Below are 24,435 nucleotides of genomic sequence, written 5' to 3'. Positions count from 1 at the left end.
CCCTGCGCATCTGGAGTCGCGCACATGACACCCTTCGACCACCACTCGGCCGAATGCACCGCCGACCCGGTCGGCTACTACGCCGCGTACCGGGAGTCCTGTCCGGTGGGCCGCACCTCCGCGCACGGCGGGTTCGTCTACACGACGCGGTACGCCGACGTGTCGCGGATCGCCCGCGACGACGCCACCTTCTCCTCCTCGCGCGCCGCGACCGGCGTGGACGGCGTCTCCATCGTCATCCCGAGCGGGCCGGGGCTCGAGCAGTACCCGATCGAGCTCGACCCGCCGGAGTCCACCGGCTACCGCGACCTGATCAACCCGCTGCTCACCCCGGCTGCGGTCGACCGGCTGCGGCCGATGATCGCCCGGCACGCCGCCCGCGCCGTGGACGCGTTCATCGAGCACGGCTCCGCCGACTTCGTCCGCGACCTGACCAACCCGGTGCCCGCCGCCGTCACCCTCGACTGGCTCGGCTTCCCCGAGGCGGACTGGGCGCGGCTGGCCGGGCCGATCCACGACATCTTCGCCGCCCCGGCGGGCAGCGAGCGGGCGATGCGCGGCGCCCAGGGCCTCGCCTACATGGAGCAGCGCATCCGCGAGCTGGTCCGCGACCGCCGCGCCGAGCCGGCGCGGGACGCGGTGACCGCGGTGGCCACCGCCCGGGACGCGGACGGGGAGCCGTTCACCGAGGACGCCCTCGTCTCGGTGATCGGGCTGCTCATCGCGGGCGGCGTCGACACCACGACCTCGCTGACCGGGTCCGTGCTGGTCCACCTGAGCCGCAACCCCGACCAGCGGCGGCGCCTCATCGAGTCGCCCGACCTGCTGGAGCGGGCCACCGAGGAGTTCCTGCGCGCGTTCGCGCCGTCCCAGTCGATGGCCCGGACGGCGCTCGCCGACACCGAGGTCGGCGGCTGCCCCGTCCGGGCGGGCGAGCGCGTCCTCATCCCGTGGGCGGCGGCCAACCACGACCCGGCGGTGTTCCCCGACCCGGCGCAGGTCCGGCTCGACCGCGACGCCTCCCGGCACCTCAGCTTCGGCATCGGCTCGCACCGCTGCGCGGGCGCCCATCTCGCCCGCGCCATGTTCCGCGAGATGATCACGCAGGTGCTGACCCGGCTGCCGGACTTCCGGGTGCTGGAGGACGGCCTCGTGGCCTACCCGACCAGCGGCAACCAGAAGGGCTGGGACGCGATCCCGGCCGTCTTCACCCCCGGCCCGCGCGGCGGCGGCGCCCCCGTGACGGCCGTCGCGCCCGGCGCCCCCTACGAGCTGACGGTGACGCACGCCGACAAGGCCGCCGACGATGTGCTCGCACTGACGCTGGCACCCGCCGACGGCGGGGAGTTGCCCGCATGGGAGCCGGGCGCGCACCTCGAGCTGCGGCTGCCGTCCGGGCGCGTCCGCCAGTACTCGCTGTGCGGGGACCCGTCGGACGTCTCGCGCTACCGGGTCGCGGTCCTGCGGGAGCCGGACGGCCGGGGCGGCTCGGCGGAGGTGCACGCGCTCGCCCGCGCGGGCGCCACGTTCGGCGTCCGCGGCCCGCGCAACCACTTCCCGCTGGTGGACGCGGACTCCTACGTCTTCCTGGCGGGCGGGATCGGCGTCACCCCCATCCTGGCCATGGTGCGCGAGGCCGCCCGGCGCGGCGCCGCGTTCCAGGTCGTCTACGGCGGCCGTACCCGCACGTCCATGGCCTTCCGGGACGAGTTGGCCGCGCTCGCCAGCGACCGGCTGCGGATGCTGCCCCAGGACGAGACCGGCATCCCGGACCTGAAGGCCATCCTCGCCGAGCAGGCCGATCCGGACACCGCGATCTACTGCTGCGGCCCCACCCCGATGATCGCCGCGGCCGAGGGCGCCTGCGAGGAGCTCGGCATCCGGCCTCGGCTGCACGTCGAGCGCTTCACCGGCGACGACTCGCTGGAGGTCGCGTTCGACCCGGCGCTCAACACCGAGTTCGACGTCCACCTCGCCCGGACGGGCCGGACGCTGCGGGTGCCCGCCGACCGGCGGCTCATCGAGGTGGTCCGGGAAGCGGTGCCGGGGCTCTCCTACGACTGCGAGAAGGGCTACTGCGGCGCGTGCGAGACCCGCGTCCTCGCCGGGGAGCCCGAGCACCGCGACTCGCTGCTCACGGGCGAGGAACGGGCCGAGGGCCGGACCATGATGATCTGCGTCGGGCGCTGCGCCTCATCTCGCCTGGTGCTCGACCTGTAACGGCAATACGAGACACCATCTCGTATGGTGCATCTGTTACCTGCGATTAACAGTCCTGGAACGGCGGCGCACCACCGGGTGGCGAGCATGCGGTCATGCTTCAGCCCAAGGAAGGCCGCATCGACGGCGCGCACTACCTCCCGACCACCCCCGACACCTGCCTGTGGGGCCGGCTCCCCAACCGGGACCGGCCCCCGGTGCTGCGGATCGCGTCCGGCGACACCGTCACCGTCGACACGCTCAGCCACGAGGGCATCCTGGAGGACCAGGGCCGCGACCCCGCCGCGTACCTCGCGGGTTTCGGCGTCCCCGCCGAGCAGGTGCTCGCCGACGCCCGCGCCCTCGCCGCCTCCGACGTCGCGCACGACTACGACGAGGACGGCCCGCACGTGGTCACCGGCCCGATCGAGGTCGTCGGCGCGGAGCCCGGCGACGTGCTGCGCGTCGAGACGCTGAGCCTGCTCCCGCGCGCCCCGTACGGCTTCATCAGCAGCCGGCACGGGTACGGCGCGCTGCCCGGCGAGTTCCCCGAGACCGAGCCCGACAGCGGCCCCGTACCGGCCGGCGGCGTACGCGCGTACAACAGCGTCTGCGAGTTCACCGAGGTCGTCGAGGAGGGCGGGCGCGACTACGGGGTGCTCCCGTACGGGGACGGACGCGCCGCGCGCTTCCCCCTCGCGCCGTTCCTCGGGCTGATGGGCGTGGCGACCGACACCGCCGACCCCCTCCACTCGGTGCCCCCCGGCGACTTCGGCGGCAACCTGGACGTCAACGAACTCCAGGCCGGCTCGTCGCTCTACCTGCCCGTCCAAGTCCCCGGCGCGTCCTTCTTCACCGGAGACCCGCACTACGCCCAGGGGGACGGGGAGGTCGCCCTCACCGCCCTGGAGGCGCCGCTGCGCGCGACGCTGCGGCTGACCGTGCTCCCGCGCGCGGAGGCCGCCGCCCTCCTCGGCGCGCTCGGCGAGCCGTTCGCCGAGACCGCCACGCACTGGCTGCCGCTCGGCCTGCACGAGGACCTCGGCGAGGCCATGCGCCGCGCCGTCCGGGCCGCCGTCGGGTTCCTTTCGGCCACCCAGGGCATGCCCCGGCACACCGCCCTCGCCTACCTCAGCGCCGCCGCCGACTTCGAGATCAGCCAGGTGGTCGACGGGGTCAAGGGCGTGCACTGCCTGATCCGCAAGGCCGACTTCCGTTAGCCCCGCCCGTCGCCCTGGTGCCCGCCCCGCTCGTCGGCCACGGGGTGCTCGACCAGGGCCAGCACCCGGTTGGACATGAAGCGCGCGGTCCGCACCGCCGTGCCGGTGCGGGTCACCTCGCTGACCTCGACCACCCCGCGCCGGTTGCCGATCTCCACCCGGCGGCCGGCGCGGGTCGCGGTCACCTCGTAAGTCCTGGTGGCCGCGCCGCCGACGTCGACCACGATCTCGACCCAGTCGCCCTTCATCCGCGATGCCTCCGCATGCTCGAACCTATGTTCGAGTTATACCCCGGAACGGGGTCCGGCAACCGTGGGAAGGCGCAGGTCAGTTGCGCAGCAGCTGGACGATCGCGGCCAGCCCGACCACCACGATCACGCCGCGCAGCACCAGCGGCGGGATGCGCCGGCCGAGCCGCGCGCCGAGCAGCCCGCCGATGGTGGAGCCGACCGCGATCAGCAGCACCGCCCACCAGCTGATCTCCGTCCGGCCGAGCAGCCACACCGCCGTGAACAGCAGCGCGGCCGTGCCGTTGACGATCGCCGCCATCGCGTTCTTGACGCCGTTCAGCACCTGCAGGTCGTCGTCCAGCGCGATCCCCAGCAGCGCGATGAGGACGATGCCCTGCGCGGCCCCGAAGTACCCGCCGTACACGCCCGTGCCCAACACGCCCAGCCACAGCAGCGCGCCGCCGTCGGGACGGTGCGTGCCGCCCTCCTCCCGGCGCCCCTTGAGCCACGCCTGCAGCCGGGGCTGGACGACCACCAGCGCCAGCGCGATCAGGATCAGCCCCGGCACGATGATGTCGAACGCCTCGGCCGGCAGCGCCAGAAGCAGCAGGCCGCCCACGATCGAGCCGATCAGCGAGGCGCTGCCGAGCCGCAGCAGCCGGCGGCGCTGCCCGCCGAGCTCCCGGCGGTACCCGTACGCGCCGCTGACGTTGCCCGACACGAGGCCCACGTTGTTGGAGACGTTCGCCATCACCGGCGGGTAGCCGAGCGCCACCAGCGTCGGGAAGGTGATCAGGGAGCCGGAGCCGACGATGGCGTTGATCCCGCCGGCGGCGATCCCGGCGGCGAGCACCGCGACCGCGTCAAGGACGTCCAAGGCACACCCACTCCGGTTCCACGTTTTCGCAAGGGCCCCACGATGCTAGAAAAGCCGCAGTACACGTCCGCACGCGGGGTGCCTGGAACGGTCCATTCCGGGCGCGGGCCGACCGCGGGCCGGTCGGCGGACGGAGCGCCTCAGCGAAGGGAGCGGGCGTACCAGCGGCCGTTCTGGCGGTCGATGGTCAGCGGCAGCCCGAACGTGGCGGTCAGGTGCTCCGGAGTGAAGACCTCGTCCACCTTGCCCTGCGCGACGATCTCACCGCCGCGCAGGAGCAGCGCGTGCGTGAAGCTCTCGGGCACCTCCTCCACGTGGTGCGTGACCATCGCCATCGTCGGCGCGGCCGGGTCGCCGGCCAGCGCGCCGAGCCGCGCGACGAGGTCCTCCCGGCCGCCGAGGTCGAGACCGGCGGCGGGCTCGTCCAGCAGTAGCAGCTCCGGGTCGGGCATCAGGGCGCGGGCGATCTGGACGCGCTTGCGCTCGCCCTCCGACAGCGTGCTGAACGTCCGCCTGACCAGGCCGGCGCAGCCGAGCGCCTCCAGCAGCGCCACGGCGCGGTCGACGTCGGTCGAGTCGTACTCCTCCCGCCAGCGGCCGATGATCGCGTACGAGGCGGTCAGCACCAGGTCGATGACCGTCTCGCCCGCCGGAACCTTCTCCGCGACGGACGAGCTCGCGATGCCGATGCGGGGCCGCAGCTCGAACACGTCGGTCCGGCCGATCTCCTCCTCCAGGATCTCGACCTTGCCCTCGGTGGGATGCAGCATCGCGGCGGCGACCTGGAGCAGCGTCGTCTTGCCCGCGCCGTTGGGGCCCACGATGACCCATCGGTCGCCCTCGTCCACCGCCCAAGTGACATCGCGCAGCAGGGTCGCCCCGCCTCTTCTGACCCCGACTCCGCGGAGCTGAAGTACCTCGCCGGACATCGCGTGCCTTCGCCCCACTCCCGGTAGCCAATGGTCGCCTTCTCAGAGAAGAACCTATGCGATCCGGGGCGGCCGTGGCCCCCCGGATCCCCGGTGGAAACGGCGGTCTCACGGTGCTCCCCCGCCGCGATAGGTCCCTTACGTCCGGTGGAACCGGCGATCCGAGCGCCTATCGTGGTTCGCATGCCCATTGCTGAGTGTCAGGGAATGAGCCCGGAAGAATGAGCAGGGCCGTAGCGACGTCGCTGGTCGCGTGGGGCAACGCCTGGCTGACGGGGCACGTCGGCCTGGACGAGGCGGTCGACGCGGTGGAGAAGGTCGGCGGCCCGCAGATCCTCGGCGGCGAGCCCGCCGAGGTGACGCTGCGCCGCGGCCTCGGCGACCTGCGCGTCGGCGGGCTGGCGGCGCTGCGGCTGGCGCTGCCCGAGCCCGGCGACCCGCTCGGGCTGCCCGGCCCGCCCGCGTTCAACACCGCGGCGATCGAGGCGGGCGCCGCCGTCGTCGCCGTCCTGGACGGGCGGGCGATGGGCCTCGTCCCCACCGAGGACCGGCGCGGCTCGTCGTACGTCGGCGTCCGCTGGACGCCGCACGAGGCGTCGGCGGGGCTGCCCGACGTCCCGTCCCTCGCCGAGGCCGACCGGCGGCTCACGCTCGCCATGCGGGACGCCACCGAGGCGCTGCTGACCGTCGACGACTTCGCCGGGGTCCCGCCCGAGATCGCCGAGGCGCTCGTCGACCTGCGCGACCCCGACCGCGGCGACCACCCGCTCGCCCCCGGTTACCCGCAGCGCGCCCACCGCGTCGCCGCGCTCGCCGGCCGGCTGTCCCTCGTCGTCGACCTGGCCCGGCAGATGGACGACCGCGGGCTCGGCGCCGACCAGATGAGGCGCCGCGGCGAGGCCCTGCGGCTCCTCGACGCCGCCGTCCGCCGCGCTCTCGTGGCCGCCTGCAACAGCGCGTTCGACCCGGTTCCTGGAACGGAGCGCTAGCGGAGTTGCAGGAACCGGGTCGAACGCCCTAACGGGGGCGTGGGGGTTGCCCCCACAGAAGCAGGGACCGGTTCCTGGAACGGAGCGCTAGCGCAGTTCCAGGAATTGGATCCTGGTACGGAGCGCTAGCGGCGGGCGCGGACGCGAAACGGGGCGCCCCCGTGGGGACGCCCCGTTCTCGTAGGTCGTCGATCAGGCGCGGACCACGATGGTGTTGCAGATCTTGTCGGCGAAGGTCTGCTTGCGGTCGTCCCACAGCGGCCAGAGGAAGCCGATGTAGCACAGGAAGCTGTCGGCGATGTGGGCGAGCTTGCGCACGAACGCCATGCCGAAGCCGATGGGCTGGCCGGTCTGCGCGCTGATGAGGCGGATGCCCATCTGGCGCTTTCCGATGGACTGGCCGGTGGTGCCCTCCTGGTAGCAGATCCACAGGCCGCCGGCGAAGGAGAGGGCGAGGCCGACCAGCATGAACAGCAGGCCGAGCACCGCGGCGCCGCCGCTGCCGGAGCTCGTCAGCAGCATGCTGAGCAGGTAGAGGACGAAGACCGGCCCCATGAAGATCAGGTAGTCGATGATGTAGCCACCGGCACGCGAACCCCACTCGGCCAGCTGGCCGGTCGAGCCGTAGTGGTGGTGGTGGACCTCCGGGGCGCCGTAGCCGGGCTGCGAGGACGCCGCCGGGACGCCGTAGCCGGGCTGGGCGGGAGGCTGCTGGCCGTAACCCGGCTGCGCGGGGGGCTGCTGGCCGTAACCGGGCTGCGCCGGAGGCTGGCCGTAACCAGGCTGGGACGGGGGCTGCTGACCGTAGCCCGGCTGGGACGGGGGCTGCTGACCGTACCCGGGCTGCTGCTGACCGTAGCCCGGCTGCTGCTGCCCGTAGCCCGGCTGCTGACCGTACGGGTCGTAGGGGTTACCCACACTTGCTCCTTATAGATTGACCCTGTGGTTATGTGACGCCCGCCGGACCCGGTGGGCTCCGCAAGTCTGGCCGAGGATCGTCCTCGGCTCAAACCCGCAGGACTCCCAACCGGACGAGCTGCCACAGCTCCGACCCCACGAGGGCGGTGCCGAGCATCCAGGCACGGGTCTTCGGCTGGAGTGCCCACCACCGTCGGCCCAGGCCCAGCGGTGCGGCGGCGACGGCGATCGCGCCGGCCAGGGCGACCGGGTTCGCGAGGACGGCCTGGCCTGGACGGCCCGAGCCGAGCTCGATGAACACGGTCGTGCCTCCGCACATGGGACACGGGATTCCGGTGAGCGCCCGGAGGGGACAGAGCACGCCGGGGTCGTTGACGCGGTGGATCCATGACGCGCCGACGGCCGCCATGGCCATCGCCGCGACACGCAGCACCGTACCCAGGGGTCCGTGCCGCGCCGCGGTGAGGGTCCGGCTGACGATCCCGCCCAGCGCACCGCCTGGTGCACCGGTGGCCGCCGCCCCGGGCGCTCCCCCCAACGAATCCTCCGCCTCGATGACGAACAGATGAGTGACCCGCATACCGGGTGCACCCGGAGCCGGGTCAGGTGCGGGCGACGGTCCGCCACGGGACCGTCACCGAGAGCGCACTGACATCACTCCAGGGGCAAGAGTAAGACAAATCACCAGGTACGTGGGCACTCTTTCTTTCTAAGAGTCTCATGAATCGTTTGGACGCAGCCGCGCGCACGGTACGCCGAAACGCCGGTCAGAACGGCCGGAAGCGGACGCGGATCGCGGCACGGCCGGACAGAGCCGGATACAGGAGGGGCGAGAAAGCTCAGCTCTGCGCGGCGGCGCCGACGACCACGGGGCCCTCGGCGCCGTGGAAGTGCTCGGCCTCCACGACGTCGGCGACGACGGCGGTGATGTTGTCGGGCCCGCCGTTCTCGCGGGCCAGCTCGATCAGCCGGTCGACCGCGCGATGCGGGTCGGCCTCCGCGGACACCACCTCGTAGATCCGCTGCGCGTCGACCGGGCCGCTCAGGCCGTCCGAGCACAGCAGGTAGCGGTCGCCGAGGCGGGCCTCGCGCAGGCGCAGGTCGGGCTCGCGGTCCTCCCGGCCGTCCAGCACCCGGTAGAGGACGTGCGAGAGCCGCGACGTCTCGGCTGGGTCGGCGGTCTGGCCCGCCTGCTCCGCCTCCGCCTTGAGCAACTCGTCCATCGTGTGGTCCTGCGTCATCTGGAACAGCTCGCCGTCGCGCAGCAGATAGCCGCGCGAGTCGCCGACGTGCGCCAGCGCGACGGACTCGCCGGACCACAGCATCGCGGTGAGCGTGGTGCCCATCCGGCTGAGGTCGGGCCGTTCCTCGCGGACGATGCGGAGCTTCTCGTTGGCCTCGGCCACCGCGCGGCCCAGCACCTCGACAAGATCGTCCTTGGGGGCAGCGGTGTCCAGCGAGCGCAGTGAGCCGATGACGGTCGAGCTGGCGACCTCGCCGCCCGCATAGCCGCCCATGCCGTCCGCGACCGCGATCAACCGCGCACCGGCGTAACCCGAGTCCTCATTGTTCTCGCGGTTGCACCCGATGTCGCTGCCTGCTGCGTACCTGATTGCTACGTTCATACCAATTTCGATGACGATCCTGTCAGAGGAGTTTTATCAGTAACGGACGGTGGATTCCCCGGTTTCCCCGGCCGCGCCGGACGTTCCGACACCGTGCCGGACCGCGTAGAGCGCCGCCTGCGTCCGATCCTGGACTCCCAGTTTCATGAGCAGATTACTGACGTGCGTCTTCACCGTCTTCTCGGACACCACGAGGGCACGCGCGATCTCCCGGTTGGACCTGCCTCGCGCGATGTGCACGAGCACCTCCCGTTCCCGTTCGGTCAGCGCGGCCAGGCCGCGCTGGTCGTCCCGTTCCGCCACGCCGCCCGCGAGCACCGCCTCGGCCGCGTCCGGCGCGAACAGGACATGCCCGTCGTGGACCGCCCTGATCGCCTGGACGAGCGCCTGCGGGTCGACGTCCTTGTACAGGTACCCGGCCGCACCCGCCTGCACGGCCGGCAGCACGCGGCCGCGCTCGGTGACGCTGGTGAGCACCAGCACCCGTGCCTTCACCCCACGAGCCCGCAGCTCCGTCAGCGCGGCCAGACCGTCGGCGCCCGGCATCTTGAGGTCCAGGAGCACGATATCGGGCTCCAGGGATTCGGCCAGTGTCACGGCCGACACGCCGTCCTCGGCCTCACCGACGACCTCGATGTCGTCCTGGATGCCGAGGAACGTGCGCAGCCCCTGCCGGACGACCGGGTGGTCGTCGGCTATGAGGACCTTGATGGGGCCCGGCTTCGCGTTCACAGCGGCACCTCCAGCCGGACGGTGGTGCCCTTGCCGGGTGCTGCGTCGACCGTGAGCTCCCCGCCGATGGAGTCGGCCCTGTCGCGCATGGAGGCGAGCCCGAGCCCGCCCTGCGGCTCGGTCTCGGACGCGTCGAAGCCGGACCCGTCGTCGGCGACCTCAAGGACGGCCCGTGCGTCCTGCGTGCCGAGGCGGACCACCACGGTCCCGGCACGGGCGTGTCGCAGCGCGTTGTAGAGCGCCTCCTGGGTGATGCGGAACGCGACGGCCTCCTGCTCCTCCGGCAGGACGACGGTCTCGTCCGCGGCGAGGCGCACGGTCGCCTCGTGCGCCCGGTCGAGGACCTCGACGTGCTTGCGCAGCGACGCGACCAGTCCGTCCGCGAGGTCGGCGGGGCGCAGCTCGAAGATCACGGCGCGCAGCTCGGCGAGGGCCTCGGCGGCGAGCCGCTCGACCTGCGCCAGCTCCTGGACGGTCCGCGCCGGGTCGCGCTCGGCCAGCGCGGACGCGGTGCGCGCCGTCAGCCGCAGTGAGAACAGCTTCTGCGCGACGGCGTCGTGCAGTTCGCGGGCCAGCCGGTTGCGCTCCGCGACGACCGTCAGCTCGCGGTTGTGCTCGTGGAGGCGGGCATTCGACATCGCGATCGCGGCGTGCGCGGCGAACAGGGTGAGCAGTTCCTCGTCGTGCCCGGTGAAGCCGCCCGGGCTCTGCTTGTTGGCCAGGAAGACGATGCCGAGCACGTTCTCGCCGTCGCGGATCGGCACGCCGAGGAAGTCCTTCAGGACGGGATGGGCGACCGGCCAGCCCTCGAACTCCGGCTCCTTGCGGATGTCGGCGAGCCGCTTCGGCGCGTCGTCGCGCAGCATCGCGGCGAGCATGCCGTGCTGGCGCGGCAGCGGGCCGATCCGCTCCCACTCCTCGTCCGAGACGCCCGCCACGACGAACTCGGCGAACGAGCCCTCGTCGTCGGGGACGCCGAGGGCGGCGTACCGGGCGTCCAGCAGCTGCGCGGCGGCCCGGACGATCACTTGCAGCACCTCGTGCACGGACAGGTGCCGGGTCACCGCGAGCACGGCGGAGCTCACGGCGTGCAGGGTCGCGCCCTGGTCGCCGCGGCACCCGTCGTCGGTCTGCATTCCGGCCTCTCGCCCTCCCGAGATGTGCGCCCTGCGGGGCCCACTGGTGAAGACCGTACTCTCTGGGCGGGTCTTCCCGAATCAACCTGGACGACTATCGGTGCACATCCTGGCGGGACCAGGGTCCTAGGACCATCTGACCACCGCCCCGGGAACCGTCGGCCGATGCCGGCGACCCCGCCGGTTCCTAGCGTCTAGAGCATGAAGACGGCACTGATCACAGGCGGTTCCCGGGGGCTCGGACGGGCGCTCGCCCTGGAGCTGGCACGGGACGGCTGGAACCTCGTCATCGACGCCCGCGACTCCACCGCGCTGGCGGCGGTCGCGGAGGAGACCGGGGCGACCGCGATCTCGGGGGACGTCGCCGATCCCGCGCACCGGGCCGAGCTCGTCCGGGCGGTGTCCGGCGGGCTCGACCTCCTCGTCAACAACGCGAGCACCCTCGGCCCGACGCCGATGCCCCGGATCGGCGCGCTTCCGGTCGACGACCTCGCCGGCACGTTCGCGACGAACGTGCTGGCGCCGCTCGCGCTGATCCAGGGCGTCCTGCCGGGCCTGCGGGAGCGGCGCGGCGCGATCCTCAACATCACCTCGGACGCGGCGGTGGAGAACTACGAGACGTGGGGCGGGTACGGGACGTCGAAGGCGGCGCTGGAGCAGCTGTCGAACGTCCTGGCGGCCGAGGAGCCGGACGTGGCCGTCTGGTGGGCGGATCCGGGCGAGATGAACACCGCCATGCTGCGCGCCGCCGGGGAGGACGCCGACGCCGCGCCGCCGCCCGCGGAGGCCGCCGCGGCGTTGCGCCGGCTGATCTCGGACCGCCGCCCGAGCGGCCGCTACCGGGCCGCCGACCTGGCGGCGACGCGATGACCGCCGCCGCCCTGGATCATGAGCCCGTGTCTTTTTCGGGGCGAGGTGTCCTTACTGCCGGATTTCGCGGCGCCACGTTCGGGATCGTGCTCGTCGTCACGCTGCTGGCGTTCGAGAGCATGGCCGTCGGCACCGTCATGCCCGCGGTCGCGGACGACCTGAACGGCCTGTCGCTGTACGCGTGGGGCTTCAGCGCCACGCTGATCGCGAGCCTGCTGTCGACGGTGCTGGCGGGCGGCTGGATCGACCGGTCCGGGCCGGTCCGCCCGTTCATGATCGGGCTCGGCGCGTTCGTCGCCGGGCTCGCGGTCGCGGGCGCGGCGCCGACCATGTGGATCTTCGTCGCCGGACGCGCGGTGCAGGGCCTCGGCACCGGCGTCTCGCTCGTCGCGATGTACGTCGTGATCGCCCGCGTGTACCCGGAGGACCTGCGGTCCCGGGTGTTCGCGGCGCTGTCGGCGGCGTGGGTGCTGCCCTCGCTGATCGGCCCGGCGATCGGCGGCGTCGTCGCCGAGCACGCCGGCTGGCGGTGGGTGTTCCTCGGGCTGATCCCGCTGGTCGTCCCGCCGGCGCTGCTGCTGGCGTCGGCGCTGCGCGGCATCGCGCCGACCGACGCGGGGCCGGGTCCCGGCAGGTCGCGGTACGTCGCCGCCGTCGCCGTGGCGACGGGAGCCGCGGTCCTCCTCTTCGGCCTCGGCACCACGGGCTGGGCGATGCCGCTCGCCGCCCTCGCGGGGCTCGCCGGCCTGGCCTTCGGGTTTCCGCGGCTCGTGCCCGCCGGGACGCTCCGGCTGCGCCGCGGGCTGCCGAGCGTCGTCCTCGTCCGCGGGCTGCTCTCCGGCGCGTTCTTCGGCGCCGACGTGTTCATCCCGCTGGCGCTGACCCGGCTGCACCACTTCAGCACGACGCAGGCGGGCATCGTCCTCACGGTCGGCGCGCTCGGCTGGTCGGCGGCGTCGCAGATCCAGGGCCGGTCCAAGCGTCCCCGCGAGTTCTACGCCCGGCTGGGCGCCGTGCTCGTCACCGCCGGGATCGCGCTCGCCGCGGTCGCCCTGCAGCTGTCCGGCTGGCTCGTCGCCCCCGCGTGGCTCATCGGCGGAGCCGGGATGGGCTTCGCCATCGGCAGCCTCTCCGTCCTGCTCCTCGACCTCTCCCCGGAGGACGAGCAGGGCGTCAACTCGTCCGCGCTCCAGATCAGCGACACCCTCGGCTCGTCCCTCGTGGTCGGCGTCGCGGGCGCGGTCGTCGCCGGCTTCGGGACCGCCCGGCTCGGCGCCGGGCTCGCCGTCACCGGAGCGCTCGCCGCCGCGATCGCCCTGCTCGGGGTGATCGCCGCACTCCGGCTGGAGGTCGCGAAATGACCGTCGATTTCACCCTCCCCTCCGCCCTGCAAGCCCACGAACCGCCCGAAGGACGCGGCCGGACCCGCGACGGCGTCCGCCTCCTGGTCTCCCGCCGCGCCACCGGCTCGGTCTCCCACCACGCATTCGGCGACCTGCCGTCGCTGCTCGACCCGGGCGACCTGCTGGTCGTGAACACCTCGTCCACGCTGCCCGCCTCAGTCCGGCTCGACCGGATCAGCGTGCACTTCTCCACCCCGGTGCCCGGCGCGGACGACCGGCTGTGGCTCGTCGAGCTGCGCCGTCGCGCCGGCAAGGCCAGCCGCCCCTACTCGGGCGGCTGCCCCGGCGAGTGGATCCCGCTGCCCGGCGGCGCCACCCTGACCCTCGTCGAACGGCACACGGCCGGCTCCGGGACGTCCCCACGCAGGGAATCGGATCGGCTCTGGCGGGCCCGGCTCAGCACCGACGTCGTCCCTTACCTGCGGCGCCACGGGATGCCGATCAGGTACGGGTACGTGCGCCGCGACTGGCCTGCCGCCGCCTACCAGACCGCGTTCGCCTTCGACCGCTCCACGGGCAGCGCCGAGATGCCGAGCGCCGGCCGCCCGTTCACCCCCGAACTCGTGACGCGGCTCGTCTCGGGCGGCGTCCTGATCGCCCCGATCACGCTGCACACCGGCGTCGCCTCGCCCGAGGCCCACGAACCCCCTTACGCCGAGCGCTACCGCGTCCCGGAACCGACGGCGGCGCTGGTCGAGCACGTCCGCGCCCAGGGCCGCCGGGTGATCGCCGTGGGGACGACGGCCGTCCGCGCCCTGGAGACGGCCGTGGACGCCTCCGGGCACGTCCGGGCGGCCTCAGGCTGGACCGAGCACATCGTGACGCAGGAGAACGGCGTCCGAGCCGTGGACGGCCTCCTCACCGGACTGCACGAGCCCAAGTCGTCCCACCTGATGATGCTCACCGCCATCGCGGGCCATGACCTGCTCGCCGCCACCTACGAGGCCGCCCTGGCGGAGCGCTACCTGTGGCACGAGTTCGGCGACCTGAACCTGATCATGAACCGGTGAGCCGTCTCGCATGCCGGACCTCGCGCACGTCCCGCACGTCACGGCCGGTACCGTGGAAGCAGCTATGGACGGGTCAGCACAGCGCACGCTGCTCATCACACTCACCGGACGCGACCGCCCCGGCGTGACATCGCGTCTCTTCCGGACACTCTCGGAGTTCCCGCTCACGGTCGCCGACGTGGAGCAGGTCGTGATCCGCGGGCGGCTCATCCTCGGCGTCCTGCTCGCCTACACCGAGGGCGCCGACATCGGACGCGTCTGGAACGCGGCCGAACGCATCGCGGGCGACCTCGACATGGAGATCGAGCTCTCCACGGGCCGCAACAGGCGCATGCCGAAGCGGACCGGGCGCCTGCACGTCACCGTCCTCGGCGCGCCGCTGAACCCCGCCGCCATGGCCGGCATCGCCGGACGCATCTCCGCGCACGGCGCCAACATCGACCGCATCGAGCGGCTCGCGCAGAACCCCGTCACCTGCATCGAGATGGACGTCTCCGGCGCCGACCCCGACGCGCTCCGCGCCGCCCTCACCGCCGAGGCCGCCGAACTGCAGGTCGACGTCGCCGTCCAGCAGAGCGGCCTGAGCCGCCGCGCCAAGCGCCTCATCGTCATGGACGTCGACTCCACCCTGATCCAGGGCGAGGTCATCGAGCTGCTCGCCGAGCACGCCGGCTGCCTCGACGAGGTCGCCAAGGTCACCGAGGCCGCCATGCGCGGCGAACTCGACTTCGAGGGCTCGCTCCGCGAACGCGTCGCCCTCCTCGCCGGGCTGGACGCCGCCGCCATCGACGACGTCCGCGGCAGGCTCCGCCTCGCCGCCGGGGCCCGCACGATGGTCCGCACCCTCAAGCGCCTCGACTACAAGTTCGCGATCGTCTCCGGCGGCTTCACCCAGGTCACCGACGCCCTCGTCGACGACCTCGGCATCGACTACTCGGCCGCCAACACCCTGGAGATCGTCGGCGGCAAGCTCACCGGCCGCGTCACCGGCCGCGTCATCGACCGCGCCGGCAAGGCGACCGCCCTGGAACGTTTCGCCCGCGAGGCCGGCATCCCCATCAGCCAGACCGTCGCCATCGGCGACGGCGCCAACGACCTCGACATGCTCCAGGCCGCCGGCCTCGGCATCGCCTACAACGCCAAGCCGGTGGTACGCCAGGCCGCCGACACCGCAGTGAACGTCCCCTACCTGGACACCATCGTCTTCCTCCTCGGCATCTCCCGCGAGGAAGTGGAAGCCGCCGACGCCGCCGACTCCCAGGACCCGACCCCCTAGAACACCCCGGCCCGCCCCGCCGGATTCGCTAGGGTCGCGGGTCATGATCTTTCGGGGTGCGGACGGTTTCGGGAAGATCGACTGGGCCTCGCTCGAACACGCCCACGGCCCGGCGGACGATGTCCCCCGGCTGCTGCGCGCGGCCGTCGGGCGCGGCGACGACGCCGCGCAGGAGGCGTTGAACGAGCTCGCCGCCCGCGTCACCCATCAGGGCACGCTGTATCCCGCCACGGCGGCGCTGGTGCCCGTCCTGATCGAGCTGGCCGCCGCACGGCGGACACGGCGGCGCCCCGAGTTGCTGTGGCGGCTCGCCGTCATCGCCGAGAGCACCGACGCGGCCCCGGAACTGCTGGAGGAGATCCGGGCCGCGCTCGGCGCGGGCGCGCGGCGGCTTCTGGACCTGCACTCCGACCCCGACGTCCAGGTGCGGCGAACGGCCGCGTACGTCGTGGGGCAGCTGCCCCCCGGAAGCGTGCCCCTCGCGCGGCTGCGGGAGATGCGGGACGCCGAACGCGACACCGAGGCCGCGGCCGAGTTGCTGCTCGCCGCCGGGCGGCTCCACCCGAAGGAGGCGGCGGCCTGGCTGGAGGACGAGCTCGAAGCGGGCCGTCCCGTCCTCACCCGGGCCGCCGCCGCGTGGTCGCTGGCCGTGGACGGCGAGTCGTTCGGCCCGGCGGCCTCGGCGGCCGTCCGGGAATGCTGGGCGAAGTACGACCCCTTCAGGGACAGCGTGTGGTCGGACGACTCGCTCAGCGAGATCGTCGCCGCCGCCCCGCTGGACGAGGCCGTCGAGCTGGCGCGGGCCTTCCTGCGGGACGGGCCGGTGGACAACGCCGCCCGTGTCGTGGCGGGGATGCGCTGGCGCTGCCTCTGGTTCCGGTCCGCCCGGACGGGGTTCGCGGAGGCGCTCGGCGAGGCCGTCTCCCACCCCGACATGGAGGTGCGGGCGGCCGCGGCCGAGCTGCTCGTCGAGGTCCGGCAGGCCGTCCCCGCCGCCGTCACCGCACTCGCGGACTACGCGAAGGCGCCGCCGGACGCCGCGCTCGCCGACCGGCGGCACTGGTTCCACGGCCTGCGGACGCCCGAAGGGCGCCTCCTCGCCGCCGCGCTCCGCCTGCTGGTCATGGCGGACCATCCGGACTGGCGGCCCGCCGTCCTCGGCGCCTTCGGCGCGGGATGGTTCGACGGCGAGACGGTCGGCCTGCTCGCGGAGCGGGGGCTGCCGCCCGACCCCGCGCTGCTGGACGTCCTGCGACCGCATCTGGCGTCCGCCGGCATGGAGACGCTCATGGCGCACGAAGCGGACGTGGCCATCCCGGCGGTGCTGGCCGCCTGGGGGCCGGACGCGGCCGCCGCGACACCCGAACTGGCGAGCCTCGTCCCCCACGAGAGGCTCGCCGTGGTGACGGCGCTGCGGGCGATCGGTCCGGGCGCCATGGCCGCGGTGCCGGCCCTCACGAGCGCCGCGGGCGGCTCCGGCTCCTGGGAGTTCCGGGAGGCGTGCGCCGAGGCGCTCACCGCCATCACCGGCGACGGGGAGCACATCGTCCGGCTCGTGGCGGACGCAGCGGACGGCGGTGAGACCGTGCGGGCGGCACGGCTTGCCAGGGCGCACGGGCTTCCCCTGGACGATCTCCTGCCCGCCCTGCGGGAACTGGCCACGACCGAGACGATGGACTTCGACGAGTGCACGCGGCGCATCGCCGCCGCCGAGATCGTCCTGGAGCTCACCGGTGACACCGGCACGGCGCTGCGCGCCGCCGAGCAGGTGCTCGCGGACGGCCGCGCGCCCGCGGTCGACGCCGCCCGGCTCGCCGGACGCCTCGGCGCGGAGGCCGCCGCCCTGGTGCCCGCGCTGCGGGCGGTGGACGGCGACGCCTTCTCCCACTATTCGGCCGCCCTGGCCATCAGGAAGATCGACGGCGACACCGGCCCGCTGGTCGAGGCCGTCGCCCGCCGGATCACGGAGTACGGGATGGGGCCCTGGCTCCCCGAGGCCGCCGCGGAACTGGGCGACGCGTTCGAGCCACTGGTCCCGGGGCTGCGCCGGCGTGCCGGCATCGATCACAACACCGTCCCGCCGGCGTCGTTCAACACGCTCATCCCCGAGGACCTGGCGCAACTGGCCGTCGTCACGGAGGTACTGGACGCCTGGGACCGCCGTCCACATGCGGAGGCGCACGCCTGATCCTCGCGCGAACCACCGTGCCTCCGGGGATGTGCGGCCGACCGGCCGCGCACGCATGAAGGCACCCGGCCGACCAGGGGCGCGAAAGTACCGGGCGCGTCCGGAGGCCCTCGGCTTGAAAGCCTCGGACCTGGCGGTTTGCCGGGAATCTCGCGCCTAGGCCGCGATCATCGGGGTACGGGGGAGGCGCGGGGCAAGCGGTCTCCGCGGGCGGCCTAGCGAAGGCGGAGGGACCGGCGGTGCTGCAGCGTGCGCGGGAGGCGTACGTTCAGGCGAACGGGCAGGCGACGCCCGTGTACGGGGTGGTCGCGGCCGTCGCGGTGGTCGTGCCGTTGCTCGCCGGGGCGCTGACCGGGCACGCCGCGCAGGGCTCCATGATCGCGCTCGGCGCGTACCTGGTGGCGTTGCGGACGCCCGAGGGGCCCTACGGGGCGCAGGCGCGCAGCCTCACGCTCGGGGTCGCCGTCGTCGCGATCGGCGCGGCGGTCGGCGGGCTGCTCGGCGGGCACCTGTGGCCGACCGTGATCATCGTGCCGCCGCTGATCGCGCTCGGCGTCGCGGTGCCGCCGATCGGGTCCACCGCCGGGCTGGCGGTGCTGCTCAGCGCCGTCCGGCCACCGTCCGCCGCCGTGCTGGACATCGGGCTGCTGGAGCTGATCGGCGGGCTGTTCACCACCGGGCTGCTGCTGGCGCCGTGGCCCGCGCGGCGGCTGCGCCCCCTGCAGACGTCGCTCAGCGAGTGCGCCGACGCGGTCGCCGAGGCGCTCGACGCGGTCGCCGAGGACGTCGGCGCGCACGGCGCCCGGCCGCTCGACGACGTCGAGATCACCGACCCCGACCTGCTGGCCGTCGTCCGGGTGCCGGACTGGGAGGCCAAGCGGCGGACGGCGTCGGAGTCGCTGACGGAGGCCCGCGCCACCTACCGCCTGTACCGGACGGGAGGCGGCCGCAGCGACCCCACGCGGCCCGAACGGTTCCTCGACGCGCTGGGCCGCGTCCTGCACGAGACGGTGACGCTCCAGGCCGTCCTGGAGGCGGCGAAGAACTACCCGCCGGACCGCGAGTGGCGGCTGGAGACGCAGACCGCGATCTCGGCGCTCGCCGCGCGGCTGCGGCTGCTCGCCGGGGCGGTCGCGACGGCGGGCGAGGCGCCGCTCGGACGGGAGGAGTCCACGGCCATTCGGCGGCTTGGGCGGGCTGCCGAGCACATCCGGCGCGCCGGGCTCGCCGGCGACGAGGACCTCGTCGCGGTCGCGCTGATCGGGCAGGTGCGCCGCTCCATCGACCGCATCGCCGGCGAGGTCGCCTCCACCCGCCGGATCGTCGCGGGCGGCGTGCGGATCGGGCTGGCGCCGCCCCGGATGCCCGGCAGCCTCGACCCGACTCCGGTGCTGGAGCAGGCGCGGCGGGCCGTCCGCACCCGGTCCCCGCTGTTCCGGCAGGTCTCGCGGGTGTTCGTGACGGCGGTGGTGTCGATGGCGCTCGCCGCCGCGATCGGCCTCTCGCACGGGCACTGGTTGACGATCACCGCGATGCTGAGCCTGCGCGCCACCTACGGCGAGACCGTCGACCGGCTCGTGCAGCGCGTCGGCGGCACCGCGGCCGGGTCCGTCGCCGCCGCGGTCATCCTCACACTCGCCCCCGGCCAGCTCACCGTCGCCGTGATCGCCTTCTTCTTCGCGATGGCCGGGTTCGCGATGCGGTCGGTGAACTTCGCCTACTGGGCCCTGTTCGGGACGCCTCTCGCGATGATGCTGCTCGACTTCTCCGCCCCCGCCGACTGGCGCATCGCCGGGGAGCGGATCGCGCTGACCCTCGGCGGTACGGCCATGGCCTACCTCGCCGTCCGGCTGCTGTGGCCCGCCGGGCACCTGGAGGGGCTCCCCAGGCAGCTCAAGCGGCTGCTCGGCACGCACGCCGACCTCGTCCGGGCGACCGCGGACGTCCTCGCGGGCGAGCGGGTCCGGCTGCCCTACGACACGATCGTCGCGGCGGAGCGGGCTGCGGAGGCCGTCGCCGAGACCCGCACCCGGCTCGGCCACGAGCGGCTGCCCGACCTCGGCCTGATCGCCGAGCTGCGGACCGCCGTGACCGCCGCGCACCGCACCCGCGACCACCTCGTCGCGGTGGCCCGGCTGTCCCGCGAGAAGGCCGTCGACACCGGGCCCGTCCCCGAGATCCTCGACCGGCTCGCCGACGAGTTCGAGGAGAGCGCCGTCCTGCTGGAGGAACCGGAGGACCTCGACCCGAAGCACGTCCCGCCCGTCGAGGAACTGGACGAGGAACTCGCCGACCTCGACAGGCACCTGTCCACCCTCACCCGGCGGCGCCGCGCCGAGATCAAGGCGGGCGTCGGCCGGGAGGAGGTCACGCCGCTGCGGCAGGCGCTGCTCCAGGTGTCCGGCACCCGCTACACCATCAGGTCGCTGCGCCGGGACGCCGAAACGGTCGTCGAGTCGTCCCTCACCTCCGCGGGGCCCCGTCCCTGAGCCCGGTCAGTCCTTCGGGGTGTGGACGGTGCGGAGCGTGCCGAGGCCGGGACGGACGCCGCTCCACCCGCCCGGCAGATCGATCACGGCGAGCGCGCAGGTGGGGAACGCGTCCGGGGCCTGCCCGGTCAGGTCGTGGACGAGCTGGTGCACGGACGGGTTGTGCCCGACCAGCAGCAGCGTCCCGGCGTCGTCCGGCGCCTCGCCGACGAGGGTGAGGAGCCCGGCGGGGTCGTCGGAGTAGATCCCCGGCTCGAAGCTCACCTCCGCGTCGACCGCGAGGAGGCCGAGCGTCTCCCGCGTGCGCGCGGCCGGGGAGCACAGCGCCCGGCCCGGGACGAGGTCGTGCGCGCGCAGCCAGTCCCCGGCGGCCGCGGCGTCGCGGCGGCCGCGGTCGGTGAGGACGCGGTCGATGTCGGCCGTTCCGAAACCAGCGACGGCCTTGGCGTGACGGAGCACGATGAGCGTGGGCATGACTGCCACACTAGGGGCGCGAGGACGCCGTCAGGGCGCCAGGAACGCGGCCAGCGCCCACAGCAGCAGGAGAACGCCGAACATCCCGCCGATCACGATGGCGAAGCCCTTGGGCCCCGACATCGGCTGCCTCTCGCCGCTCGCCACAGCGCCTCCCGATTTCCCGTCCGGGGCCTGGAACGTCCGGCCCTCACCCAAGCGTACGGCCGGTGCCCCGTGCTCGGGACGCGACCCCGGACATGCGAAAGGACCGGCGGCGCCGTCGCCGCCGGTCCTCTCAGCGCGAAACCGTCACCCCTTGTTCGCGGACTCCTCGGTGCCCGTCTCGGCCGCGGCGCCGTTGCCCGAGTCGGCGCCGACGGCCGCCTCCTCGACGGGCTCCGCCTCGACGGCCTTGGCCTCGGCGCCGTCCACGGGCGTCTTCTCGCCGTCCTTGACCGCCGGGTCGGCGGCCGGCTCGGCGATCGGGTCGGCGCGCCGCTTGGAGATCACGATCGCCGCGACGATGACGCCGACGGACAGCAAGGTCACCACGACGCGCAGCGGCGTGTTGCCCGCATACGTCACCACCGCGTCCGCGATCAGCAGCGCGACCAGGTTCATCACCTTGATCAGCGGGTTGATCGAGGGCCCGGCGGTGTCCTTGAACGGGTCGCCGACCGTGTCGCCGATGATCGTCGCCTCGTGCGCGTCGCTGCCCTTCCCGCCGAGGTGGCCCTCCTCGACGAGCTTCTTCGCGTTGTCCCAGGCGCCGCCGGAGTTGGCGAGGAACACCGCCATCAGCACGCCCGCGGCGATGGCGCCGCCCAGGTAGGCGCCGAGCGGCGCGTACCCGAGGGCGAAGCCGACCGCGATCGGCGACATGATCGCCAGCAGCCCGGGGGTGGCGAGCTCGCGCTGCGCGTCCCGGGTGCAGATGTCCACGACCCGGTCGTAGTCGGGCTTCTCGGTGTAGTCCATGATCCCGGGCTTGGTGCGGAACTGCTCGCGCACCTCCACCACGACCCGTCCGGCCGCCCGTCCCACCGCCATGATCGCGAGACCGGAGAACAGGAACACCACGGCCGCGCCGATGATCAGCCCGATCAGGACGTTCGGGCTCGCGATCGACAGGTTGAAGTCGAGGAAGTCGGCGCCGATCGCGTCCCTCGCGCCGGCGGACGCGTCGGCCAGCGCCGCGATCACCGTCGTCCGGAACGAGCCGAACAGCGCGGTCGCGGCGAGCACCGCCGTCGCGATCGCGATGCCCTTGGTGATCGCCTTCGTGGTGTTGCCGACGGCGTCCAGCCGCTCCAGCACCGACGCGGCCTCGCCCTGGACGTCCCCGGACATCTCGGCGATGCCCTGGGCGTTGTCGGAGACCGGCCCGAAGGTGTCCATCGAGACGATCACGCCGACCGTGGTCAGCAGCCCGGTGCCGGCCATCGCCACCGCGAAGAGCGCGACGGTGGTGTTGCCGAAGCCGAGCAGGAACGCCCCGTAGACGGCGCCGGCGATCACGAGCGCGGTGTAGACGGCCGACTCCAGGCCGAGCGAGATGCCGGACAGGATGACGGTCGCCGGGCCCGTCCGGGCGCTGTCGGTGACCTCCCTGACCGGCTTGCGGTTGGTCTCGGTGAAGTAGCCGGTGAGCAGCTGGATGACGCTCGCCAGCACGATACCGATGATCACCGAGCCGAGCGCGACCCAGCGCGGGTCGGCGTCCAGGCCGCGGATCGCGCCGTCGGTGACGCCCTTCAGCTCCGCGAACGACGACGGCAGGTACACGAACGCGGCGATGGCGACGAGGATCGCCGAGATGCCCGCCGAGATGAAGAACCCGCGGTTGATCGCCGTCATGCCGGACCGGTCCCCGGCGCGCGGCGCCACCGCGAAGATGCCGATCACCGCGGTGACCACACCGATCATCGGGACGATCAGCGGGAACACCAGGCCCTCGGTGCCGAACGCCGCCGTCCCGAGGATGAGCGCCGCGACGAGCGTGACCGCGTACGACTCGAACAGGTCGGCGGCCATCCCGGCGCAGTCGCCGACGTTGTCGCCCACGTTGTCGGCGATCGTCGCCGCGTTGCGCGGGTCGTCCTCCGGGATGCCCTGCTCGACCTTGCCGACGAGGTCGGCGCCGACGTCGGCGGCCTTGGTGAAGATGCCGCCGCCGACACGCATGAACATGGCGAGCAGCGCGGCGCCGAAGCCGAAGCCCTCCAGCACCTTCGGCGCCTCGCCCTGGTAGGCCAGGACGACGACCGCCGCGCCGAACAGGCCGAGGCCCACGGTGAACATGCCGGCGACGCCGCCGGTGCGGAACGCGATCCGCATCGCGGTCCTCTCGCCGCCCTCCTCGCGGGCGGCGGCGGCGACCCGGACGTTGCCGCGCACCGCCAGCCACATGCCGGTGAACCCGGTGACGGCGGAGAACAGCGCGCCGATGACGAAGAAGACCGAGCGTCCGATCCGCTCGCTCGTCGAGTCGGCGGGGAGCAGCAGCAGGATCAGCGGTATCAGTACGACGAAGACCGCGACCGTTCGGAACTGGCGTTTCAGGTAGGCGCTCGCGCCCACCTGAACGGCGCGCGCGATCTCTTGCATCTTGGCGGTGCCCTGGCCCGCGGCCAGGACATCGCGGACGAGACCCGCGGCGACGGCCAGTGCGAGCAGTGCGATCACGGCGACGACGACGACCAGGGAGAGGTCGCCGCCGCCGAGATCCACTTCTGCGCTGGCCGGGCTTGACAGGGAAAACCCGGACATCCGTCCTCCTCGACAGGGGCATTGCGATCTCGACCGTCACATAAAGACGATCTTTACCGCGTACCCCGCGAGTCATGATTTCGAACGCCTCGCACGGCAACGCGGGTGCCGGGAGTCTACGCACGCGCAAGTCGAATGTTAAGGCCGCACGGCCCTTGCGAAGGATGTCGCCGAAATGCAACGAACGGTACGGCCGGAATTTGCCGCATACGCCGGATCAGGCGTCATCGTCGCAGGTCAGTCGGGGTTAGAAGAACCTTACTCAGCCGCCACCTTGACAGGTGCATACGACATTTGGCGCATCGGCCCGACGACCGGCGTCCCCATTAAAGGTAGGCATTAACACAAAATATGTCCAGCCCCAAATCGACCCGAACCGAGATCAACGCGAAGAGAGTCTCACAACCCCGGCACCACCCGCCCCACCACCCCCAGACCGGGCCCGGATTCGAGGCCATGACTTCGAGGAGGCCGGACGTCGGAGGGCCGGACGTCGAGGCCGGACATCGAGGCCGGACATCGGGGCTGGACATCGGGGCTGGACATCGGCAGCGGAACGTCGGCGGACGGGCTCCGGGCGACGACGAGGCTCCGGGGACGAGGCTCCAGGGAGGGCATGACTGAGGCCCCGCCGGGGGTGGCGGGGCCTTCGGTCTCTGGTGGGGGCGGTCGCGCGTCTAGATGGTCGCCTCGGCCTCGGCCGGCCAGCTCATCCGTATCTGGACCCCCTTGGGCGTCGCGGCGATCTCCACGTCGTCTGCGAGCCCGGCGATGACCGCCAGCCCGAGCTCCGCGGTGCCCTCGCCCAGGCCGTACTCGAACTCGTCCGCGTCCATGGCCGCACGCAGGTCGCCCGGCGTGTCCTCGCCGGGGACGGTGTCGCTGACGGTCACCTCGAAGCGGCGGTCGGCGCCGCTCAGTTCGAGGCGGACGGGCTCGTCCGGGCAGTGCCGGCGATGCGCCTCCACGGCACGCGAGCACGCCTCGCCGACCGCGAGCCGGACCTCGTCCAGCAGCGGCTCGGCGACGCCGCTGCGACGGGCCACGGCGGTCACGATCAGGCGGGCGGTCCGTACGTGGACGGGCAGCGCACTGAAGGACAGTTCAACGGTCGACATC

At 73.3% G+C, this 24,435-nt stretch carries 20 protein-coding genes; 9 read left to right on the top strand and 11 right to left on the bottom strand.

Features of this window, described 5'->3' with window-relative positions:
- Nucleotides 1-24 precede the first annotated feature (24 nt).
- Both SM418_RS09750 and SM418_RS09745 read left to right on the top strand, forming a co-directional pair.
- On the top strand, nucleotides 25-2,220 hold the full coding sequence (locus SM418_RS09750) for a cytochrome P450/oxidoreductase (protein ID WP_371940265.1): 2,196 nt from the start codon (nucleotides 25-27) through the stop codon (nucleotides 2,218-2,220).
- 95 nt (nucleotides 2,221-2,315) lie between these two features.
- Nucleotides 2,316-3,419: an acetamidase/formamidase family protein gene (locus tag SM418_RS09745; protein ID WP_371940266.1), complete on the top strand. Its 1,104-nt coding sequence runs from the start codon at nucleotides 2,316-2,318 to the stop codon at nucleotides 3,417-3,419.
- Here SM418_RS09745 and SM418_RS09740 read toward each other — a convergent pair.
- From SM418_RS09740 to SM418_RS09730, 3 genes are all read right to left on the bottom strand, one after another.
- Nucleotides 3,416-3,667: a DUF8836 family protein gene (locus SM418_RS09740; RefSeq protein ID WP_371940267.1), complete on the bottom strand. Its 252-nt coding sequence runs from the start codon at nucleotides 3,665-3,667 to the stop codon at nucleotides 3,416-3,418. The two genes, SM418_RS09745 and SM418_RS09740, sit on opposite strands and share 4 nt — an antisense overlap.
- A gap of 79 nt (nucleotides 3,668-3,746) precedes the next feature.
- A complete protein-coding gene (locus tag SM418_RS09735) occupies nucleotides 3,747-4,526 on the bottom strand; it encodes a sulfite exporter TauE/SafE family protein (RefSeq protein WP_371940268.1) in 780 nt (259 codons plus the stop codon).
- Between the two features lie 140 nt (nucleotides 4,527-4,666).
- The gene (locus SM418_RS09730; protein WP_371940269.1) at nucleotides 4,667-5,455 is read right to left on the bottom strand and encodes an ABC transporter ATP-binding protein; all 789 of its coding nucleotides are present in this window, start codon (nucleotides 5,453-5,455) and stop codon (nucleotides 4,667-4,669) included.
- Between the two features lie 221 nt (nucleotides 5,456-5,676).
- On the opposite strand from SM418_RS09730, the gene SM418_RS09725 reads away from it, so the two are divergent.
- Nucleotides 5,677-6,444, top strand: a complete 768-nt coding sequence (locus SM418_RS09725; protein WP_371940270.1) for an Rv1486c family protein — start codon at nucleotides 5,677-5,679, stop codon at nucleotides 6,442-6,444.
- Between the two features lie 192 nt (nucleotides 6,445-6,636).
- On the opposite strand, the gene SM418_RS09720 is transcribed toward SM418_RS09725, so the two are convergent.
- From SM418_RS09720 to SM418_RS09700, 5 genes are all read right to left on the bottom strand, one after another.
- Nucleotides 6,637-7,362 (bottom strand): RDD family protein, encoded by a 726-nt coding sequence (locus tag SM418_RS09720; protein WP_371940271.1) that lies wholly within the window; start codon nucleotides 7,360-7,362, stop codon nucleotides 6,637-6,639.
- An 88-nt stretch (nucleotides 7,363-7,450) separates the two neighbouring features.
- Nucleotides 7,451-7,942 carry a DUF2752 domain-containing protein gene (locus tag SM418_RS09715; RefSeq protein ID WP_371940272.1) on the bottom strand — a complete coding sequence of 164 codons (492 nt, stop codon included), beginning with the start codon at nucleotides 7,940-7,942 and terminating at the stop codon, nucleotides 7,451-7,453.
- A 259-nt stretch (nucleotides 7,943-8,201) separates the two neighbouring features.
- Nucleotides 8,202-8,987, bottom strand: coding sequence for a PP2C family protein-serine/threonine phosphatase (locus SM418_RS09710; RefSeq protein WP_371940273.1), 786 nt, complete (start codon nucleotides 8,985-8,987; stop codon nucleotides 8,202-8,204).
- A 36-nt stretch (nucleotides 8,988-9,023) separates the two neighbouring features.
- Nucleotides 9,024-9,719 (bottom strand): response regulator, encoded by a 696-nt coding sequence (locus SM418_RS09705; protein ID WP_371940274.1) that lies wholly within the window; start codon nucleotides 9,717-9,719, stop codon nucleotides 9,024-9,026.
- Nucleotides 9,716-10,855, bottom strand: a complete 1,140-nt coding sequence (locus SM418_RS09700) for a GAF domain-containing sensor histidine kinase (RefSeq protein ID WP_371940275.1) — start codon at nucleotides 10,853-10,855, stop codon at nucleotides 9,716-9,718. The genes SM418_RS09705 and SM418_RS09700 overlap by 4 nt, the downstream gene beginning before the upstream one ends.
- Nucleotides 10,856-11,056: 201 nt before the next feature.
- On the opposite strand from SM418_RS09700, the gene SM418_RS09695 reads away from it, so the two are divergent.
- The 6 genes from SM418_RS09695 (at nucleotide 11,057) to SM418_RS09670 (ending at nucleotide 20,091) form a co-directional block, all read left to right on the top strand.
- Nucleotides 11,057-11,725 (top strand): SDR family NAD(P)-dependent oxidoreductase, encoded by a 669-nt coding sequence (locus tag SM418_RS09695; protein WP_371940276.1) that lies wholly within the window; start codon nucleotides 11,057-11,059, stop codon nucleotides 11,723-11,725.
- 86 nt (nucleotides 11,726-11,811) lie between these two features.
- Nucleotides 11,812-13,086 carry an MFS transporter gene (locus SM418_RS09690; RefSeq protein WP_371940277.1) on the top strand — a complete coding sequence of 425 codons (1,275 nt, stop codon included), beginning with the start codon at nucleotides 11,812-11,814 and terminating at the stop codon, nucleotides 13,084-13,086.
- Nucleotides 13,083-14,138 carry an S-adenosylmethionine:tRNA ribosyltransferase-isomerase gene (locus SM418_RS09685; protein ID WP_371940278.1) on the top strand — a complete coding sequence of 352 codons (1,056 nt, stop codon included), beginning with the start codon at nucleotides 13,083-13,085 and terminating at the stop codon, nucleotides 14,136-14,138. The genes SM418_RS09690 and SM418_RS09685 overlap by 4 nt, the downstream gene beginning before the upstream one ends.
- Nucleotides 14,139-14,202: 64 nt before the next feature.
- Nucleotides 14,203-15,414 (top strand): phosphoserine phosphatase SerB, encoded by a 1,212-nt coding sequence (serB, locus tag SM418_RS09680; protein ID WP_371940486.1) that lies wholly within the window; start codon nucleotides 14,203-14,205, stop codon nucleotides 15,412-15,414.
- A 43-nt stretch (nucleotides 15,415-15,457) separates the two neighbouring features.
- Nucleotides 15,458-17,602, top strand: a complete 2,145-nt coding sequence (locus SM418_RS09675; RefSeq protein ID WP_371940279.1) for a hypothetical protein — start codon at nucleotides 15,458-15,460, stop codon at nucleotides 17,600-17,602.
- Between the two features lie 239 nt (nucleotides 17,603-17,841).
- Entirely contained in the window at nucleotides 17,842-20,091 is a 2,250-nt protein-coding gene (locus tag SM418_RS09670) for an FUSC family protein (protein ID WP_371940280.1), read from the top strand.
- Nucleotides 20,092-20,097: 6 nt separating this feature from the next.
- Here SM418_RS09670 and SM418_RS09665 read toward each other — a convergent pair whose 3' ends face one another.
- The 3 genes from SM418_RS09665 to SM418_RS09655 all read right to left on the bottom strand — a co-directional run bounded on the left by SM418_RS09665 (nucleotide 20,098) and on the right by SM418_RS09655 (nucleotide 24,434).
- Nucleotides 20,098-20,565, bottom strand: coding sequence for a SixA phosphatase family protein (locus tag SM418_RS09665; RefSeq protein WP_371940281.1), 468 nt, complete (start codon nucleotides 20,563-20,565; stop codon nucleotides 20,098-20,100).
- Nucleotides 20,566-20,856: 291 nt separating this feature from the next.
- Nucleotides 20,857-23,316, bottom strand: coding sequence for a sodium-translocating pyrophosphatase (locus tag SM418_RS09660; protein WP_371940282.1), 2,460 nt, complete (start codon nucleotides 23,314-23,316; stop codon nucleotides 20,857-20,859).
- A gap of 677 nt (nucleotides 23,317-23,993) precedes the next feature.
- Nucleotides 23,994-24,434 carry an ATP-binding protein gene (locus SM418_RS09655; RefSeq protein WP_371940283.1) on the bottom strand — a complete coding sequence of 147 codons (441 nt, stop codon included), beginning with the start codon at nucleotides 24,432-24,434 and terminating at the stop codon, nucleotides 23,994-23,996.
- Nucleotide 24,435 lies beyond the last annotated feature (1 nt).

The organism is Actinomadura chokoriensis (assembly GCF_041463665.1).
GTDB lineage: Bacteria > Actinomycetota > Actinomycetes > Streptosporangiales > Streptosporangiaceae > Spirillospora > Spirillospora chokoriensis_A.
This window is presented reverse-complemented; position numbering and strand designations above follow the sequence as displayed.